Consider the following 17,740-nt stretch of genomic DNA (forward strand, 5'->3'; position numbering starts at 1 on the left):
GTCCTCAGTCCTGGAGGTCCTCGACGGCCCCGTCGACGGTCTCGGCGATCGGGATGACCTGGTCGATCCCGGCGATCATGAACAGGCGCATCACCTGGCGCTGCGGTTCGGCGACCACCAGGCCCAGCCCCAGGTCGCGGGCCTGGCGGTAGGCGGCGACCAGGACTCCGATGCACCGGGAGTCGCAGAACCCGACCTTGGTGAAGTCGACGACCACTCCGTGCGGCGGGTCCGGCGACAGGATCCCGTCCAGCACCTCGGCGAGCGCGGGCGAGGTCACCGCGTCCATCTCCCCCACGGGGGTCACGACGACGATCCCGTCCTCGCGACGGATCGAGATGTCTGATGACGTCACGCTCGCCACTCCTTGCCGTCGGATCGGCCGGTCACGGCACCCGGCCCCTGCCCATCATGGCGTCTTTCGATCACGCTCGGGACTCGTCCGCCCCCGCGGAGGGTTCGGGACACCGCTCCGGGCCCCCGGCTCACCCACCCGAGGGGGCGGAGGGCCTGGCGCCCGCGTTCTCGGCCACGAGGTCGCGGGCGACGTCCACGACCCGCTTGCGGTTGCGCTGGGCGACCTCGCGCAGCGCCGCGAAAGCGGTGTCGGCGTCGCAGCCCCGGGCGTGCATGATGATGCCCTTGGCCTGGTCGATGACGGTGCGCGCGGACATGGCGCGGCGCATGTGCGCGCTCTGGCGCGCCTCGTCGGTGCGCCGCCCCACGTTGGCCAGCGACGCGGCGGCGTGCTCGGCGAGCAGCGCGGTCAGCGGGGCGACCACACCCTCGTCGAAGGCGTCCGGGCGCACGGAGTGCACCCCGAACGTGACCACCCGGTCCGCGTCGGCGCCGTCGCCGGGCAGCGGGCTGGGCAGGGTGAGGGAGGAGCGGTCCCCGCACTGCACGGCCATGCTGGTGTAGCGCGGCCAGCGGTGGGACTCGCGCAGCACGTCGCCCACCCGCACCTGGCGCATCTCGCGCACCGCCTCCACGGCCGGGCCCTGGTCGGTGGTGTACTGGTGCTCGAAGGCCGCGGCCAGGTCGGCGTGGGAGGCGCCGTAGTCGACGACGACGTGGCGCACCGAGCCGTCGGGCCCCGCCACCTCCCGCCAGACCACCACCAGCGCCGCCGAGCACCCCGGCACGCCGAGCGCGGCGGACCGGCCCATCTGGTCCAGAGCGCGTTCGAGGGTCGTGCCCTCGCTGTGCCCCAGCGCGCCGATGTCGCGGGCCAGGCGCTCGATCCACACGATCCGGCCTCCTTGCTTCTCCCAGGACCACGGTAGCCCCGTGCCGCCGCGGGAGGGCACATCCGTTAGCGTCGTGATGGTCATGGCCGACCGCGACGACAGGGAGTGCCCGCGTGCACCTGGCGGAGCTGCAACGAGAGATCACCGCTCTGGGCGAGCGCATCGCGGCCCTGCGCGATACGCACACCATGTACCCGGACGACGGGCAGAGCACGGCCGAGGCCGCGCTCGCCGAGCTGGAGTACGCCGAGCGCCTGCTCGGCGAGGCCGGCGGCCAACTGGCGCAGGCGCACGCCGAACCGCCCGAACAGCGCCGCCAGGGCGACGACGGCGACCGGGCGCTGCTGCGGGCCATGTTCACCGAGCTGAGCGTGCCGGTGGTGCTGCTCGACCACGAGGGGTACATCCGGCGGATCAACCACGCCGGCGCGACCCGGCTGGGCAGCGGCCCCGGGTACCTGACCGGCAAGCCGTTCGTGCACTTCGTGGACCTGCGGCGGCGGGCCGCGATGCGGTCGTGGCTGGCGGCGGTGGTGCGCGGGGACGGCGACGCCGACCTGGAGTCCCGGCTGGCCCAGCGCGGCTGGGCCGAGGACGTGCACCTCACCCTGACCCGGGTGGAGCTGCCCACCGAGCCGAACCCGCTGGTCCTGGTGGCGATGTCGCCGCCGATGAACGGCGGCGAGGAGGAGGGCCCCGCCCCGCTGGAGCCGGAGGTGGAGGACCAGGTGGTGGTGCTGGCCGCGCGCAGGCTGGACGTGCTCACCCGGATGACCCGGCTGCTGCTGCGCTCGGCCGGCCCGGGCGGGGCCGGGAAGCCGCTGGCGCTGGCCGACGCCGCCGAGCTGCTCGCCGACTCCTACGCCGACTGGGTGATCGTGGACGTGTGCGACCTGCCGGACCCGCGGGCGCCGCGCCGCGCCGTGGTGGCCGGTCCCCCCGACGCCACCGGCGAGCAGCGGGAGGAGGTGTCCGGGGCGGTGCCGGAGGACGCCGACATCCCCGGCGAGGTGCTGGGGCGGGGCCAGTCGCTGCTGTTCCCCCTGATCGAGGAGGAGGGCGTGCTGGGCCGCGCCTCCTCGGGGGCGCCGCTGCTGTCGGTGCTCGGCGCCGGCTCGCTGCTGTCGGTGCCGCTGCGCGGCAGCCGGGGCGTGCGCGGGGCGCTCACCCTGATCCGGCGCAGCAACCGGGGCAGCTTCCGCCTGGCCGACCTCGGCCTGATCGAGGAGATCGGCGAGCACATCGGCCTGGCGCTCCCGCCCCGGCCGCGGTAGCCGGGCGGCGGTGGCCGGGGCGGCGGGCGCCCCGGCGCCGGGCCGGGTCAGTCCTCGGGGCCGTGGAGGGTGTCGATGAGGGTGGACAGGCGGGAGAACGCGCGGTCCACCCGGCGCACCCCGTCCACCAGCGGCTGGTCGGTGTCCTGGTAGGCGTCGACGATGTGGCGGCGCAGCTCGGCCAGTTCCTCCTGCACCTGCCCGGAGCGCTGGGCGAGCTGCTCGGCCAGGACCTTGCCGGGCTCCCCGGTCTCCTGGCCCAGGTCGCGCTGGAGGGTGCGGGCCTGCTCGCGCATCTGCGCCTTGAGCTGGTGCAGCTCGACGAACACCTCCACCTTGGAGCGCAGCACCCACGGGTCGAACGGCTTGAGCAGGAAGTCGACCGCGCGCGAGGCGTAGCCGCGGAAGACCTGGTGCCGGTCGATCTCCTGGGCCGTCAGGAAGATGATCGGCACGTCCTTGGTCTTCTCGCGCTGCTTGATGTGCGCGGCCGTCTCGAAGCCGTCCATCCCCGGCATGACCACGTCCAGCAGGATGACCGCGAAGTCCGTGCCCAGAAGGTGTTTGAGCGCCTCCTCCCCGGATCCGGCGCGGATCAGGTTCTGGTCCAGGGACGTGAGGGCCGCCTCCAGCGCGATGAGGTTCTCGTCGCGGTCGTCCACGAGGAGGATGTTGGCCTTCTGGGTCACGGCGGTCACTCCAGGTCTTCGGTCGGGTCGTTGCCGGTGTTCCCCGTGGGGCCGGTGTCATCCCCGAGACTGCTGCGGCTGCTGTCTCCTTCCGCGCCATTGTGCCGGTTCACGGCGCCCACCGCCGCCGCGGCCCCGGGGTCGGTGGCGGATCCGGGCGTGCTGTCCGCCGGGTCGACGGTCAGCCAGTGCCGCATGACGTCCAGCAGGTGGTCCAGGTCCACGGGCTTGGTGACGTAGTCGGAGGCACCCGCCTCCAGGCTGCGCTCGCGGTCGCCCTGCATGGCCTTGGCCGTCAGCGAGATGATCGGCAGGTCCGCGAACTGGGGCATCTGCCGGATGCGCTCGGTGGTCTGGTTGCCGTCCAGGTCGGGCATCATCACGTCCATGAGGACGAGGGAGATGTCCTCGTTGGCCTCCAGCTTGGCGATGCCCTCGTGGCCGTTGTCGGCGTACAGCACCTCCAGGCCCTGGGCCTCCAGGGCGCTGGTCAGCGCGAACACGTTGCGCACGTCGTCGTCGACGATGAGGACCCGGCGGCCGGCCAGCACGGCGCGGCGCTCGGGGTCGGTGCGGGGCTCGCCCTGCCGCTCCGGCTCGGTCCCGCCGGAGGCCGCCTGCGACTCCGCTGCGGGTTCGGGCGCCTTGAGCACGGGCACGGCGGGCAGCGCCTCGGCGCCCGGGTCGGTCAGCGCCGCCACCGCCGCGTCGAACTCCTCCGGGGGCATCCCGAAGTCGTCGTCGCGGCCGGACTCCAGGGCGGGCACCGAGTCCAGCCCGGTGTCCTCCCCGGCACGCTCGGCGGCGTCCTCGGGCAGCCGCACCGGCAGCAGCAGGGTGAAGGTCGAGCCCTGGTTGGGGACGCTCTGCACCCGGATCTCGCCGCCGAGCAGGCGGGCGAAGTTGCGGCTGATGGACAGGCCCAGCCCGGTGCCGCCGAACCGGCGGGAGGTGCCGCCGTCTCCCTGGTGGAACGCCTCGAAGATCACCTGGAGCTTGTCCTCGGCGATCCCGATGCCGGTGTCGGCGACGGTGAACGCGATGATCTCCTCGTTCTCGACGAACATCTCCAGGTCGGCGTCGTCCAGCGCCCACGCGGGCTCGATGAGCAGCCGCACCTCGCCCTGCGGGGTGAACTTGACCGCGTTCGACAGCAGGTTGCGCAGGATCTGCTGGAGCCGCTGCTCGTCGGTCCACAGGACGTCGGGGATGTCCGGGGAGACGTCCACCGCGAACGCCAGCCCCTGGTCGCTGGTGACCGGCCGGAACGTCGCCTCCACGTAGTCGACGAGCTGGTCGATGGAGACCTCGCTGGGCGAGACCTCGGCCCGGCCCGCCTCGACCTTGGACAGGTCGAGGATCTCGTCGATGAGCAGCAGCAGGTCGCTGCCCGCCTTGTGGATGGTCTGGGCGAACTCCACCTGCTTGGGGGTGAGGTTCTGCTCGGCGTTGTCGGCCAGCAACCGGGCCAGGATCAGCAGGCTGTTGAGCGGCGTGCGCAGCTCGTGCGACATGTTCGCCAGGAACTCCGACTTGTACTTGGAGGAGACCTGGAGCTGGTGGGCGCGCTCCTCCAGGGCGTTGCGGGAGCGCTGGATCTGCTGGTTCTGGAGCTCGATGGCCCGGTTCTGGTTGGCCAGCTGGGTGGCCTTCTGGCGCAGCTCGGCGTTCTTGTTGCGCAGCTCCTCCTGCTGGCGCTGCAGCTCGTTGGAGCGCTCGCGCAGCTGGTTGGTGAGCTGCTGGGACTGCTCCAGCAGGTCCTCGGTGCGCTTGTTGGCCAGGATCGTGTTGATCGTGGTGCCCAGCAGGGCGACCAGCTGGCGCAGGAAGTTCTTGTGGATCTCGCGGAACTCGTCGTAGGAGGCGAACTCCAGGACGCCCAGCGCCCGCTCCTCCGACACGATCGGCAGGATGTACAGGTGGCGCGGCTGCGCGCCGCCCAGGCCGGAGTCGATGGTGACGTAGCCGTCGGGGATGTTGCCGACCTCGAGCTCGATCTGCTGGTCCAGGGCCTCCCCCGCCAGGCCGACGCCCTTGCGGATGCGGCGGCGCGCCTCGGAGGGCTCGAACCCGAACCCGGCGTAGAACAGGAACGCCTCCTGGTCGTCCATGTCCTCGGGCAGGTAGCAGGCGGCGTGCTGGGCGTTCATCAGCGGCGTCACCTCGGTCATGATGAGGCGGGCCAGCTCGTGCAGGTCGCGGTGTCCCTGGATGTGGCCGGAGATGCGGGCCAGGTTGGACTTGAGCCAGTCGGCGTCGCGCTGGGTGGCGGTGGTCTCGCGCAGGTTGGACACCATCAGGTTGATGTTGTCCTTGAGCTGCTCCATCTCGCCGCGGGCGTCGACCTGGATGTTGCGGGTCAGGTCGCCCTTGGCGACGGCGTTGGCGACCTCGGCGATGGCGCGCACCTGCGTGGTGAGGTTGCCGGCCAGCCCGTTGACGCTGTCGGTGAGCTGCATCCACGTGCCCGAGACGCCCTCGACCTTGGCCTGGCCGCCCAGCTGGCCCTGGCTGCCCACCTCGTGGGCCACGCGGGTGACCTCGGTGGCGAACGCCGACAGCTGGTCCACCATCGTGTTGACCGTCGTCTTCACCTCCAGGATCTCGCCCTGGGCGTTGACGTCGATCTTCTTCGTGAGGTCGCCGGCCGCGACCGCGGTGGTGACCTCGGAGATGTTGCGCACCTGCGTGGTGAGGTTGTGCGACATCGAGTTGACGTTCTCGGTGAGGTCCTTCCACATGCCCGAGACGCCCTTGACGTCGGCGCGGCCGCCGAGCTTGCCCTCGGTGCCGACCTCGCGGGCCACGCGCGTGACCTCGTCGGCGAACGCCGACAGCTGGTCGACCATCACGTTGATGGTCTCCTTGAGCTCCAGGATCTCGCCCTTGGCGTTGACCGTGACCTTCTTGGTGAGGTCGCCGGCCGCGACGGCGCGGGTGACCATGGAGATCTGCCGCACCTGGTAGGTGAGGTTGTTGGCCATGGAGTTGACGTTGTCGGTCAGGTCCTTCCAGACCCCGGACACGTCGCGCACGTGCGCCTGGCCGGCCAGCTTGCCCTCGGTGCCGACCTCGCGGGCCACACGGGTCACCTCGTCGGCGAAAGCGGACAGCTGGTCCACCATCTTGTTGATGGTGTCCTTCAGCTCCAGCATCTCGCCCTGGGCGTCCACGGTGATCTTCTTGGTGAGGTCGCCGGCCGCCACCGCCGTCGTCACCTGCGAGATGTTGCGCACCTGGTAGGTGAGGCTGTTGGCCATGGAGTTGACGTTGTCGGTCAGGTCCTTCCAGATGCCCGACACGCCCTTGACGTTCGCGCGGCCGCCCAGCTTGCCCTCGCTGCCGACCTCGCGGGCCACGCGGGTGACCTCGTCGGCGAAGGAGTCGAGCTGGTCGACCATGGTGTTCACGGTGTTCTTGAGGGCGAGCATCTCGCCCTGGACGTCCACCTGGACCTTCTGGGTGAGGTCGCCGCGGGCCACCGACGTCGTCACCTGGGAGATGTCCCGCACCTGGTTGGTGAGGTTGTCCGCCATGGAGTTGACGTTGTCGGTCAGGTCCTTCCAGATGCCCTGGACGCCGCGCACGTTGGCCCGGCCGCCGAGCTTGCCCTCGGTGCCCACCTCGCGGGCCACACGGGTGACCTCGTCGGCGAACGTGGAGAGCTGGTCCACCATCGTGTTGACGGTGTCCTTCAGCTCCAGCATCTCGCCCTGGACGTCGATGGTGATCTTCTTGCTGAGGTCGCCGCGGGCGACCGCGGTGGTGACCTCCGAGATGTCGCGCACCTGCACGGTGAGGCGGGAGGCCATCTGGTTGACCGCCTCGGTGACCTCGCGCCAGGAGCCGGAGACGCCCTCGACGCGGGCGCTGCCGCCGAGCTTGCCCTCGGTGCCCACCTCGCGGGCCACACGGGTGACCTCCTGGGTGAAGCCGCTCATCTGGTCGGCCATCCGGTTCACGGTGGTGGCCAGGCGCAGCAGGTCGCCCTTGAGGTCGCCCCGCCTGCCCTGGGTGGAGGCGCGCATGGTCAGCTGGCCGGCGGCGACCGCGTCCAGGACCCGGGCGACGTCGGTGACCGGCTCGGCCACCTCGTCCAGGAGGGTGTTGAGGGCGGTGGCGCTCTCCGCCCACGCGCCCCGGGAGGGGTTGACGTTGATGCGCTCGTTGAGCCTGCCCTCGTTGCGGACGACCCCGCCGACCCGCTTGAGCTCGCTGCTGAGCTGCTCGCTGTGGTCGACGACCTCGTTGAACACCGAGGCGATCTCCCGGATCGTCCCGCTGCCGCGTTTGCGCAGACGCACACTGAAGTCCCCGTCGCGCATCCGGTAGAGAGCGCGCAGGATCTCGTCCAGCTGGTCGTCGGCCACTGCACCGACCGCCTCGGGCATCGAACCCCTCCTCCGTGACCCTGGCATCGGCCACCATCGGGCTGTGAGCGGACGTATCGACTTACACTAACCGCCCGAGTCGACCCGCACAGGAGGGTTCGCCATGTCGATCCCGCCACGGACCTGCCCGGGTACGGGGCCGTACGGACCGGCCGGGGCGGCCGGGTCCGCGTATCGTGTCAGTGTCCACCCCTCTCCCGAGTCCGTATCCAGCGACGAATCCAGCGATGAAGGACCTGACGGTTTGCCGGCACATGACACCTTGAAGGTCGCTCGACGGGAGTTCCCGCCCGCGCCCGAGACCGCGGCCGCGGCCCGCGAGTTCGTCCACGACACCCTGCTGTCCTGGGGGGTGCCCGATCCGTTCGACGACGTGATCCTGTTGGTCAGCGAACTGGTGACCAACGCGGTCATCCATGCCCGCTCGTCCCTGGAGGTGACGGTGCGCCGCCTGGAGGGCACCGTCGAGGTGATGGTGACCGACTCCGCGCCCGAGCGCGCGGTGCCCCAGGCCGGCCCCCTCTCCGTGGACGCCTCCCCCTCCCGCGGCGAGGAGCGCAGCGGCGGGCTGGGACTGGCCCTGGCCTCGGCGATCGCGTCCAGCTGGGGCGTGAGCTACGGGCGCACGGACAAGGCGGTGTGGTTCCGCATCGACGACGCGGGCGACGGGGTGTCGGCCCTGGAGGCCCCGGCCGCGGCGCGCCGCACCCCCAACCGCCCCACCCGGCCCGCGCCGTGGTCGTCGCTGGACGCCGCTCTGGGCTCCCGGCTGAGCCTTCCCCAGCTGCTGGAGCGGACGGTCGAGTACGCCGCGACGGCGCTGGGCGGCGACGCCGCCTACATCGCGCTGGCCACCTCCGACGAGACCATGTGGGAGGTGCGCTCCGCGGTGGGGCTCACCTCCGGCGGCGCGCCGTGGCGGCCGCTGCGCATCCGCACCGAGGAGGCGTTCCCGTCGGCCGCGCCCGAGCCCGGCGCGGTGATCAACGACGACCTGATGATCGCCCGCGCCCACCGGGGCCGGCTGTCGCGGGCCGGGATGCGGTCGCTGGTGACCGCCCCGCTCATCGTGGACGGCCGGGTCACCGGCCTGCTCGGGGTGGCCTCGCGGCGGGCCCGGCACTTCGCCGCGGCCGCCGCCAAGCGGCTCCAGGAGGGCGCCGACCTGATCGCCCTGCCCGTGGAGCGCGCCCGGCTGGCCGAGGTGGAGCTCAACCGGCGGGCCTCGCTCAGCTTCCTGGCCGAGGCCAGCGACCTGCTGGCGGGCACCCTGGACGAGCGGATGACGGGGGCGCTGGCCGCGCAGCTGATCACGTCCCGGCTGGGCCGCTGGTGCGCCATCCACACCATCAACGAGCTGGGCGTGCCGCGGCTGACGCACGTCATGCACGGCAACGAGAACTACAACGACGTCCTGCGCGAACTGCTCTCCGGCGAGCCGCCGCGCGAGCAGCGCGACCCGCACCCGCTGTGGGGCCCGGCCGACTTCACCGGCGCGGACGGCGGGGAGATCGACGACGGGCTGGTGCGCGAGCTGGTGCGCGGCCCGGCGATCAGCATCCCGCTGGTGGCGCACGGGCGCGAGCTGGGCCGGATGACCATCGGCAAGAACGAGTCGGACGACTTCACCCGCGAGGAGGTGGACGTCGCCGACGACCTGAGCCGCCGGGTGGCCTCCGCGATGGAGAACGCCCGCCTGCACGAGCGGCAGGCCTCCATGAGCGTGGCGCTGCAGCGCAGCCTGCTGCCCGCCAAGGAGAAGGAGCCGACGATCCCGCACGTGGACCACGCGGTGTTCTACCGTCCGGCGGACGAGAAGAACGTGGTCGGCGGCGACTTCTACGACGTGTTCGCGGCCAGCGGCCGGTGGTGCTTCGCCATCGGCGACGTGTGCGGGACCGGCCCGGAGGCCGCGGCGGTGACCGGCCTGGCCCGGCACACGCTGCGCGCGCTCGCCAAGGAGGGGTTCACCCCCTCGCACATCATGCAGCGGCTGAACATGGCGATCCTGGACGAGAACACCTCGACCCGGTTCCTGACGATGCTGTACGGGGAGATGACCCCGGCCACCGACGGCGGGGGCGGGATGCGGGTGCGCATGGTGTGCGCCGGGCACCCGCTGCCGCTGCGGCTCAACCCCAAGGGCGAGGTGGAGCAGTTCGGCACCTCGCAGCCGCTGCTGGGGGCGTTCGAGGACGTCGGGTTCACCACCGAGAACGTGGACATCCGCCCGGGCGAGGTGGTGCTGGCGGTCACCGACGGGGTGACCGAGCGCCGCAGCAACTCCGACATGCTCGGCGACACCGGCCTGGAGCGGATCTTCTCCGGCTGCTCGGGCCTGTCGGCCCAGGCGGTCATCAGCCGCATCGACCGGGAGCTGGAGGAGTACGCCCCCGGCGGCCACACCGACGACACCGCCATGCTGGTCCTGCGCTTCCTCTGAGGACCCCGGGCCCCGCCCCGGTGCCCGGGGCGGGGTCCGGGCGGGCGCGCCCTCAGAGCCAGCCCATGTCCTGCGCGGTGCGGATGGCGGCCATGCGGTTGTCGGCGCCGACCTTGCCTATGGCGTTGGAGAGGTAGTTGCGGACGGTGCCCTCGCTGAGGTGGAGGGCGGCGGCGATCCGGGCGACGGTGGCGCCGTCGGCGGCGGCGCGCAGCACCTCGGTCTCGCGCTCGGTGAGGGGGCTCTCGCCGCCGACCATGGCGGCGGCGGCCAGGTCGGTGTCGATGTAGCGGCCGCCCTCGTGGACGCGGCGGATCGCCCCGGCGAGCTGGTCGACGGGCGCGTCCTTGGCGAGGAACCCGCGGGCGCCCGCGGACAGGGCGCGGCGCAGGTAGCCGGGCCGGCCGAAGCTGGTGAGGATGACGACGCCGCAGCCGGGGGCGGACTCCTTGAGCCGGGCGGCGACCTCCAGCCCGGTGGCCCCGGGCATCTCGATGTCCAGCACGGCGACGTCGGCGCCGTGCTCGCCGACGGCCCCGGCGACGAGGTCGCCCCGCCCGACCTCGGCGACGACCTCCAGGTCGTCCTCCAGGCTCAGCAGGGCGGCGATCGCCCCTCTGACCAGGTGCTCGTCATCGGCCAGCACGATCTTGATCAAGGTCGGCCCTTCGGTCTGTGTCGGTTCGGTCGCGGCGCGGTAGTGTTCCGGACATCTCGGTGCATAGGCCACAGGGGCCACCGATCCGGGCAAGGGGGTGTCCTCTTCGAGGGCTCTCCGGAGGAGAACGGACTCGAAACCCCGGTATATCGGGCTCTCACCCTGTTCTAACCCATGCGCCGCATGATGGAGCACAACAGATCGGAACATCGTCCCGCCAGCCGGAGGATGAGTTGAACCCCAACGAACCCACACCAGGTACCGAACCCGACGCCTCGGAGAACCTGCCCGGGACCGACGCCGCCGGGCCGGTGGGGGACGCCTCGGGCGAGCACGGGACCTCCGGTCCGCAGGGGCCGGAGCCCTCCGACGGCCGGGGCGCGGGGGCCCCCGGACCTGCGGAGGGCACCGGCCCCAGGTTCGCGCCGCACGACGTGCCGCAGGACCGGCCGCCGCGCTGGGCCACCGGCCCCAACGAGGCCGACCGGGTCGCCTTCTCCTTCCCGCCCGAGGGCGGGGAGGGCGTGCGGCCGGGCGGGCCCGAGCCCGGCCCGGTGCCGCACGCCGCCGCCCAGGGGGGGTTCGCGGTTCCCGGCGGACAGGCCCCGCAGGGGCAGCCCGCCCACGGGCAGGCGCCGCACGGCCTGCCGCCGCAGGCCCCGCACGGGCACGCTCCGCACGGCCAGGGCCCGCAGGGCCCCGGCGGACCCCAGGGGCCCGGCGGGCCGCAGGGCCCGTTCGGCACCCCGCACTTCCCGGGCGGGCAGCCGCCCTACGGCGGGCACGGCGCAGCTCCGGCCGCGCCGCAGCCCGAGCGCAAGAAGGGCTCGGGCCGGGTCGTCGGCATCGCCGCGGTCACGGCCCTGGTCACCAGCCTCATCGTCGGCCCGGCCGCCGCGCTGGGCACCGCCGCGCTCTTCCCCGACGGCCTGAGCGGCCCGGTCAGCTCCCTCACCGGTGAGCAGGGCGGGACCGCCACCGAGGGGGAGGTCGGCGAGGTCGCCGAGACGGTGCTGCCGAGCGTGGTGTCCATCCAGACCGCCAACGGCGGCGGCAGCGGTGTGGTCATCTCGTCCGACGGCCAGATCCTCACCAACGCGCACGTGGTGGACGCCGCCCAGGGCGGGCCGCTGGAGGTGCTGTTCAACGACGGCACCTCGGCGCCGGCCGAGGTCCTGGGCTCGGACCCGGTGTCCGACATCGCCATCGTCCAGGCCGAGGGCGCCAGTGGGCTCCAGCCCGCCGTGCTGGGCGACTCCGACCAGGTCGGGGTGGGCGCCGACGTGGTCGCGATCGGCTCCCCGCTGGGGCTGTCCGGCACCGTGACCACGGGTGTGGTCAGCGCGCTGAACCGCCCGGTCAACACCGGGGCCACCGAGAGCGGCAACGGGCAGACCTCGACGGTGATCAACGCCATCCAGACCGACGCGGCGATCAACCCCGGCAACTCGGGCGGCCCGCTGGTGAACATGGCGGGCGAGGTCATCGGCATCAACACCGCGATCGCCGGCCTGTCCCAGGAGAGCGGTTCGGTGGGCCTGGGCTTCGCCATCCCGATCAACCAGGCCAAGCCGATCGCCGAGCAGCTGGTCGCCGAGGGCAGCGCGAGCTACCCGGCGATCGAGGCCACCATCACCAACAGCCCCGACGGCGGCGCCGCCATCGTCGAGGTGACCGAGGGCGGCGCGGCCGACGAGGCCGGGCTGCGCGCTGACGACGTGGTCGTGTCCGTCGACGGGACGCAGGTCACGACGCCGGACCAGCTCATCGCGCAGATCCGCTCGCACCGCCCGGGCGACGAGATCACGCTGGGCGTGCGGCCCGGGGGCACCGGGCAGCCGCGGGAGGTCACCGTGACCCTGGGCGAGCAGAGCTCGGCCTCGGTCGAGCAGGAGGCCGAGGAGGACTGACCCCGGAGGGAGGGGTTCTCTGGAAGGACACGGACACGGGAAGACCGCGGGGCGGGGCCGTACGGCCCCGCCCCGCCGTGTGTCCGGGCCCCGGTGTGCGCCCGGGCCCCGGCGTGGGGGTGGCACCACCGCCGGGGGCGGGGCAGCGCCACCGCGGCCGTGGTGTGCGCCTCCTCGTACCGCGCGGCGGGCCGGATTACCGTCGGTCGTGACAGGTGGGGACCGCGCCGCGGCCGTCCGAGGGGGCGGGGCGGCCGGCGGGCGAGGGGACCGGCGGGATCACCGGTCGGCAACGGCGCGGTGATGAAGAGTACACAGGTGATCACTCAGGGTATCGTTCCCTGCGTCGTGTGCTCGTCCGTCGCCACTCCGTCACCCGGAGGTCGGCGGTGGTCAACGCGGGTGCCCCACACTCGTGCGTACACGGCGACCCGATGTGCACCGGCTCAGGAGACACCCCGATATGACCACCTCGTTCCTTCCCGAACCCCCACCGGCGGCCGAGGTCCGGACGGCCGCCGCGGGGCACCGCACGACCGTGCTCATCGGCACGGACACCTACCCGCCCGACGTGAACGGCGCCGCCTACTTCACCGCCCGGCTGGCCAGGGGCCTGGTGCGGCGTGGGGTGGCCGTGCACGTGGTGTGCGCCTCCCCCGACGGGCGCCCGCACGTGGTGGAGCGCGGCGGGGTGGTCGAGCACCGGCTGCGGTCGATGTCGTCCCTGGTCCACGACAGCGTCCGGCTGGCCCTGCCGCTGGGGGTGCGCGGCCACCTGGACCGGCTGCTGGAGCGGTTGCGCCCCGACGCCGTCCACATCCAGAACCACTTCCTCATCGGGCGGATGCTGGCCTCCGCGGCCCGGGCGCACGGCGTCCCGGTCGTGGCCACCAACCACTTCATGCCGGAGAACCTCTTCGACTACGTGCACGTCCCCGGCTCGCTGCGCCCGTACGCCGCCCGGATGGCCTGGCGGGACCTGGGCGCGGTGCTGTCCCGGGTGGACCACGTCACCACGCCGACCCCCGCGGCCGCCCGGCTGCTGTGGGAGCAGGGGTTCACCCGGCCGGTGGAACCCGTCTCCTGCGGGATAGACCTGGCGCGGTTCCGGCCCGTGGAGGGCGGGGAGGAACAGCGCGAGCGCATCCGGGCCCGCCTGGGCGTACCCGACCGGACCACGGTGGTGTTCGTGGGCCGGCTGGACGAGGAGAAGCGGGCGGACGAGCTGATCCGGGCCGTGGCGCGGACCGAGGCGGACGTCCAGCTGGTGCTGGCCGGGCACGGCGCCTACCGCAGGAGGTTGGAGGACCTGGCCGCGTCCGAGGGGGTCGCCGACCGGGTGGTGTTCCTGGGGTTCGTCGCCCACGAGGACCTGCCGGACGTGTACCGGGCCGCCGACGTGTTCGCCATCGCGGGCATCGCCGAACTCCAGAGCATCGCCACCCTGGAGGCCATGGCCTCCGGGCTGCCGGTGGTGGCCGCCGACGCCATGGCCCTGCCCCACCTGGTGGAGGAGGGCGCCAACGGGTTCCTGTACCCGCCGGGGTCGCCGGAGGCGCTGGCCGCCCGGCTGGACGAGGTGGTCGCCGACGAGGCGCGGCGGCGCGCCATGGGCGCGCACAGCAGGGAGATGGCCTCCGCGCACCGGCTGGAGGACTCCCTGGCCCGGTTCGAGCGGATCTACCGGGAGGCGGCCGCCGAGGGCGTGTCCCTGCCCGTGGGCGGGTTCGCCGTCAGCCGGTAGGCGGTCCGGCCGGCCCGGACGGCCCGGACGGCCCCGGGGGCGGCGGTGCGGCGGGTGTGATCACCGGGAGTGTGAAGCCGATGGCGGCCCCGCCGCCCTCCCGGTTGCGGGCGAACACGTCGCCGCCGTGGGCGCGGGCGATCTCCCGGACCATGGACAGCCCCAGGCCCGAGCCCGGCAGCCCGCGGGCCGAGGTGGCCCGGTAGAAGCGCTCGAAGATCCGCCCCGTCTCGGCCGGGTCGATGCCCGGCCCCCGGTCCAGCACCTCCACGGTGCCGTTGCGGATGCGGATCGCGATGGGCGCGGAGCCGTCGGGGTCGAACTTCGCCGAGTTCTCCACCGGGTTGGCCATCGCCCGTTCCAGCGCGCTCGGACGTCCCTGCACGGTGCTGTCGTCGGCGTCCACGACGATCTCCCGGCCGGTGCGCCGCCGGGTGCGGGCCGCCACCTTCTCCGCCACGTCGGCCAGGCGCACCGGGCTCGGCGTCTCGTCCTCGTGGTCGCCGGTGGCCAGCCCCACCAGCTCGTTGACCAGGGTCGTCAGCTCCCGGGTCTCCCCGCGCAGGTCGTCGATGAGGCTGGAGCGCGCCTCCGGCGTGAGCCGGTCGGCCCTGCCCAGCACCTGGATGTTGGTGTAGAGGCTGGTCAGCGGGGTGCGCAGCTCGTGGGCGGCGTCCTGGACCAGGCGCCGCTGCTCCTCCTGGGAGCGGGCCAGCCGGGCCAGCATCGCATTGAAGGCGTCGCCGAGGCGGTCCACCTCGTCGTGCCCGCCTTCCCCGGCGGAGGAGTCGCGGTGCCCGGCCAGCGGGTCGAGGCGGCCGGTGGAGCTGACGTATTCGGCGGTGTCGGTGAGCCGGGCCAGGCGGCCGGTGGTGCGGTGGCCGATCAGCCACCCCGCGCAGGCCGCGAACAGGGCGACGAGCAGGCCCACCCACAGGATCTGGGTGGCCAGGCGGTCGAGCATCCGCTCGGTGGGCGACATCTGCTGGATGACCTGGAGGGCGCCCGCGCCCTGGCCCAGGGACACCGTCGCCACCCGGTAGGCCTGGCCGTTCACGGCCTGCTCGCGGGTGGCCACCTCGCCGGGCCCGTCGGCCAGGACCATTTCCATGTCCTCGTCGCTGGGCGCGAAGAGCACCACCTCGGAGGTGGCCGACACCTCGACCTGGCGTCCGCCGTCCGGGGTCAGCAGGTGGATCTGGAGGTCCTTGCCCGCCAGGATCGGGCTGCTGACCGACGCGGCGGCACCCGTCCGGCTCTCGCGCAGCGAGACGATCTGGTCGGACAGGGCGGTGACGACCCGGTCGAACTCGTCGCGGACGTCGGCGCGGATGAGAGCGGCCGCCGTGGTGTAGGCCAGGGTGCCGACCAGGGCGATGGTGACCGCCACGACCAGCGCGAACATCACGGCGAACCGGGTGCCCAGGCGCCAGCCGCTCGGGTGCAGGAGCATGCGGGGCGGGGTCCGGCCCTCGGACACGGCCCTCACCCCTGCGGACGCAGCGTGTACCCGACACCGCGCACGGTCTGGATGAGCGGCGGCCCGCCGTCCTCCAGCTTGCGGCGCAGGTAGCTGATGTAGACGGCGAGGTTCTTGGACTCCGGACCGAAGTCGTAGCCCCAGATGCGGTCGTAGATGGTGGCGTGGTCCAGCACGATGCCCGCGTTGCGGACCAGCAGTTCGAGCAGGTCGAACTCGGTCTTGGACAGCTCGATCTCGCGGTCGCCCCGCCACACCCGGCGGGCGCGCGGGTCCAGGGCCAGCTCGCCGACGCGCAGCGTCCCGCCCTCCGGGTCGCCCGGGACCGGGGCGGCGCGGCGCAGCAGCGCGCGCAGCCGGGCCAGCAGCTCGTCCAGCTCGAAGGGCTTGGCCAGGTAGTCGTCGGCGCCCGCGTCCAGGCCCGCGACCCGGTCGGGGGTCTCCACGCGGGCGGTGAGCATGAGGATCGGGGTGCGGTCGTGCTCGGCCCGCAGCACCCGGGCCACGCCCAGCCCGTCCACGCCCGGCATCATCACGTCGAGGATGAGCAGGTCGACGGGGTCGGAGTGGACGGCGGCGAGCGCCTGGACCCCGTCGGCGACGGTCCGGACCGTGTAGCCCTCCAGCTGGAGCGCGCGCTCCAGCGACTCCCTGATGGCGCGGTCGTCGTCGGCGACCAGCACGGTGGCGGTGGTGGCGTCCATGGGCCTCATGCTGCCGTATCCGGGTGAGAGGCCGGTAAGAGGCGGTTCGGGCGCGTGTCAGAGCCGCGGCCGCGCCCTCCCCGGCCGGGCGCCCTGCCCTCCCCCGCCGGGCTCCGGCCCGGGGCCGGTCCGGGCGCGTGTCAGGCGGGCGGGGTGAAGGAGCGGGTGCGGGCGAGCCCCGCGGCCCGGCCCTTGCCCGCGATGACCAGGGCCATCTTGCGGGACGCCTCGTCCAGCATCTCCTCGCCGAGCATGACGGCGCCGCGCCGCTCCACCTCGGTGGCGTGGGCGTAGGCGTCCAGGATGAGCTCGGCGTGGTCGTAGTCCTCCTGGGAGGGGGCGAAGGCCTCGTTCGCGGCCTCGACCTGGAGCGGGTGCAGCACCCACTTGCCGTCGAAGCCCAGGGCCGCGGTGCGCCCGGCGGCGCGGCGGAACGCGTCCACGTCGCGGATCTGGAGGTAGGGCCCGTCGATGGCCTGCAACCCGTGGGCGCGGGCGGCGGTGAGGATGCGCATGAGGACGTAGTGGTAGGCGTCACCGGTGTCGTAGCCCGGCGGCTGCTCGCCCACGACCAGGGTCTTCATGTTGAGGGAGGCCATGAAGTCGGCCGGCCCGTACACCAGGGTCTCCAGGCGCGGGGAGGAGGCGGCGATCTCCTCCACACGGGTCAGGCCGCCGGCGTCCTCGATCTGGGCCTCGATGCCGATCCGCCCCACCGGCAGGCCGACGGCGCGCTCGATCTGGGTGAGGAGGGTGTCCAGCCACTGGACGTCGCGTGCGGCGGTGACCTTGGGCAGCACCAGGGCGTCCAGGTTCGCGCCCGCGCCCTCCACCACCTCGATGACGTCGCGGTAGGCCCAGGCGGTGCTGGCGTCGTTGACCCGCACCGTGCGGACCCTGTCCCCCCAGCCGCCGTCGTTGAGGGCGGCGACCACGGTGGCGCGGGCGGCCTCCTTCTCGGCGGGGGCGACCGCGTCCTCCAGGTCGAGGAAGAAGGCGTCCGCGTCCAGGCCGCGCGCCTTCTCCACGAACCGGGGGTTGGACCCCGGCACCGCGAGCACCGACCGTCGCGCCCTGAGCCCGCCCATACCGCTCCCCCTGTCGTCCCGCACGTCCCACCTGGTGCCGGGCCCATCATGGCATCACCGCGTGCATAGAGTGGGACGGGGCCCCGTGGGTCCCCAGAACCGGGAGGAG

General features: G+C 73.2%; 12 protein-coding genes. 4 read left to right on the forward strand and 8 right to left on the reverse strand.

Annotated elements, in window-relative coordinates; all coding sequences use genetic code 11:
- Positions 1–4: 4 nt before the first annotated feature.
- Together KGD84_RS27885 and KGD84_RS27890 are read right to left on the reverse strand one after the other, a co-directional pair.
- Positions 5–355: an STAS domain-containing protein gene (locus KGD84_RS27885; RefSeq protein ID WP_220563313.1), complete on the reverse strand. Its 351-nt coding sequence runs from the start codon at positions 353–355 to the stop codon at positions 5–7.
- 130 nt (positions 356–485) lie between these two features.
- The gene (locus tag KGD84_RS27890) at positions 486–1,250 is read right to left on the reverse strand and encodes an ANTAR domain-containing response regulator (RefSeq protein ID WP_220563314.1); all 765 of its coding nucleotides are present in this window, start codon (positions 1,248–1,250) and stop codon (positions 486–488) included.
- Between the two features lie 188 nt (positions 1,251–1,438).
- Between KGD84_RS27890 and KGD84_RS27895 the strand changes: the two genes are divergently transcribed.
- Positions 1,439–2,524, forward strand: coding sequence for a GAF domain-containing protein (locus KGD84_RS27895; protein WP_255647118.1), 1,086 nt, complete (start codon positions 1,439–1,441; stop codon positions 2,522–2,524).
- A 47-nt stretch (positions 2,525–2,571) separates the two neighbouring features.
- Here KGD84_RS27895 and KGD84_RS27900 read toward each other — a convergent pair whose 3' ends face one another.
- Together KGD84_RS27900 and KGD84_RS27905 are read right to left on the reverse strand one after the other, a co-directional pair.
- The gene (locus tag KGD84_RS27900) at positions 2,572–3,213 is read right to left on the reverse strand and encodes a response regulator (RefSeq protein ID WP_220565350.1); all 642 of its coding nucleotides are present in this window, start codon (positions 3,211–3,213) and stop codon (positions 2,572–2,574) included.
- A 5-nt stretch (positions 3,214–3,218) separates the two neighbouring features.
- The gene (locus tag KGD84_RS27905) at positions 3,219–7,604 is read right to left on the reverse strand and encodes a HAMP domain-containing protein (protein ID WP_220563316.1); all 4,386 of its coding nucleotides are present in this window, start codon (positions 7,602–7,604) and stop codon (positions 3,219–3,221) included.
- A gap of 262 nt (positions 7,605–7,866) precedes the next feature.
- Here KGD84_RS27905 and KGD84_RS27910 point away from each other — a divergent pair, with 262 nt between their 5' ends.
- The gene (locus tag KGD84_RS27910; protein ID WP_220563317.1) at positions 7,867–10,047 is read left to right on the forward strand and encodes a SpoIIE family protein phosphatase; all 2,181 of its coding nucleotides are present in this window, start codon (positions 7,867–7,869) and stop codon (positions 10,045–10,047) included.
- A 52-nt stretch (positions 10,048–10,099) separates the two neighbouring features.
- Here the strand turns inward: KGD84_RS27910 and KGD84_RS27915 are convergent, their stop codons facing one another.
- Complete coding sequence (locus KGD84_RS27915) at positions 10,100–10,705, reverse strand: response regulator transcription factor (RefSeq protein ID WP_220563318.1); 606 nt, start codon at positions 10,703–10,705, stop codon at positions 10,100–10,102.
- A gap of 233 nt (positions 10,706–10,938) precedes the next feature.
- On the opposite strand from KGD84_RS27915, the gene KGD84_RS27920 reads away from it, so the two are divergent.
- Positions 10,939–12,615 (forward strand): trypsin-like peptidase domain-containing protein, encoded by a 1,677-nt coding sequence (locus tag KGD84_RS27920; protein WP_220563319.1) that lies wholly within the window; start codon positions 10,939–10,941, stop codon positions 12,613–12,615.
- Between the two features lie 463 nt (positions 12,616–13,078).
- A complete protein-coding gene (locus KGD84_RS27925; protein WP_220563320.1) occupies positions 13,079–14,359 on the forward strand; it encodes a glycosyltransferase in 1,281 nt (426 codons plus the stop codon).
- Here the strand turns inward: KGD84_RS27925 and KGD84_RS27930 are convergent.
- From KGD84_RS27930 to KGD84_RS27940, 3 genes are all read right to left on the reverse strand, one after another.
- Positions 14,349–15,812, reverse strand: coding sequence for a sensor histidine kinase (locus KGD84_RS27930; RefSeq protein WP_220563321.1), 1,464 nt, complete (start codon positions 15,810–15,812; stop codon positions 14,349–14,351). The genes KGD84_RS27925 and KGD84_RS27930 overlap by 11 nt on opposite strands.
- Positions 15,813–15,844: 32 nt before the next feature.
- On the reverse strand, positions 15,845–16,543 hold the full coding sequence (locus tag KGD84_RS27935; protein WP_220563322.1) for a response regulator transcription factor: 699 nt from the start codon (positions 16,541–16,543) through the stop codon (positions 15,845–15,847).
- Positions 16,544–16,683: 140 nt separating this feature from the next.
- Entirely contained in the window at positions 16,684–17,631 is a 948-nt protein-coding gene (locus KGD84_RS27940; protein ID WP_220565351.1) for an HpcH/HpaI aldolase/citrate lyase family protein, read from the reverse strand.
- Positions 17,632–17,740 lie beyond the last annotated feature (109 nt).

This window comes from Nocardiopsis changdeensis (assembly GCF_018316655.1).
Lineage (GTDB): Bacteria > Actinomycetota > Actinomycetes > Streptosporangiales > Streptosporangiaceae > Nocardiopsis > Nocardiopsis changdeensis.

Bases quoted from the DNA above. Each gene is read 5' to 3' on its own strand.
- KGD84_RS27940 (WP_220565351.1), bottom strand. From the start codon at position 17,631: ATGGGCGGGCTCAGGGCGCGACGGTCGGTGCTCGCGGTGCCGGGGTCC.
- KGD84_RS27925 (WP_220563320.1), top strand. From the start codon at position 13,079: ATGACCACCTCGTTCCTTCCCGAACCCCCACCGGCGGCCGAGGTCCGG.
- KGD84_RS27905 (WP_220563316.1), bottom strand. From the start codon at position 7,604: ATGCCCGAGGCGGTCGGTGCAGTGGCCGACGACCAGCTGGACGAGATC.
- KGD84_RS27930 (WP_220563321.1), bottom strand. From the start codon at position 15,812: ATGCTCCTGCACCCGAGCGGCTGGCGCCTGGGCACCCGGTTCGCCGTG.
- KGD84_RS27935 (WP_220563322.1), bottom strand. From the start codon at position 16,543: ATGGACGCCACCACCGCCACCGTGCTGGTCGCCGACGACGACCGCGCC.
- KGD84_RS27895 (WP_255647118.1), top strand. From the start codon at position 1,439: ATGTACCCGGACGACGGGCAGAGCACGGCCGAGGCCGCGCTCGCCGAG.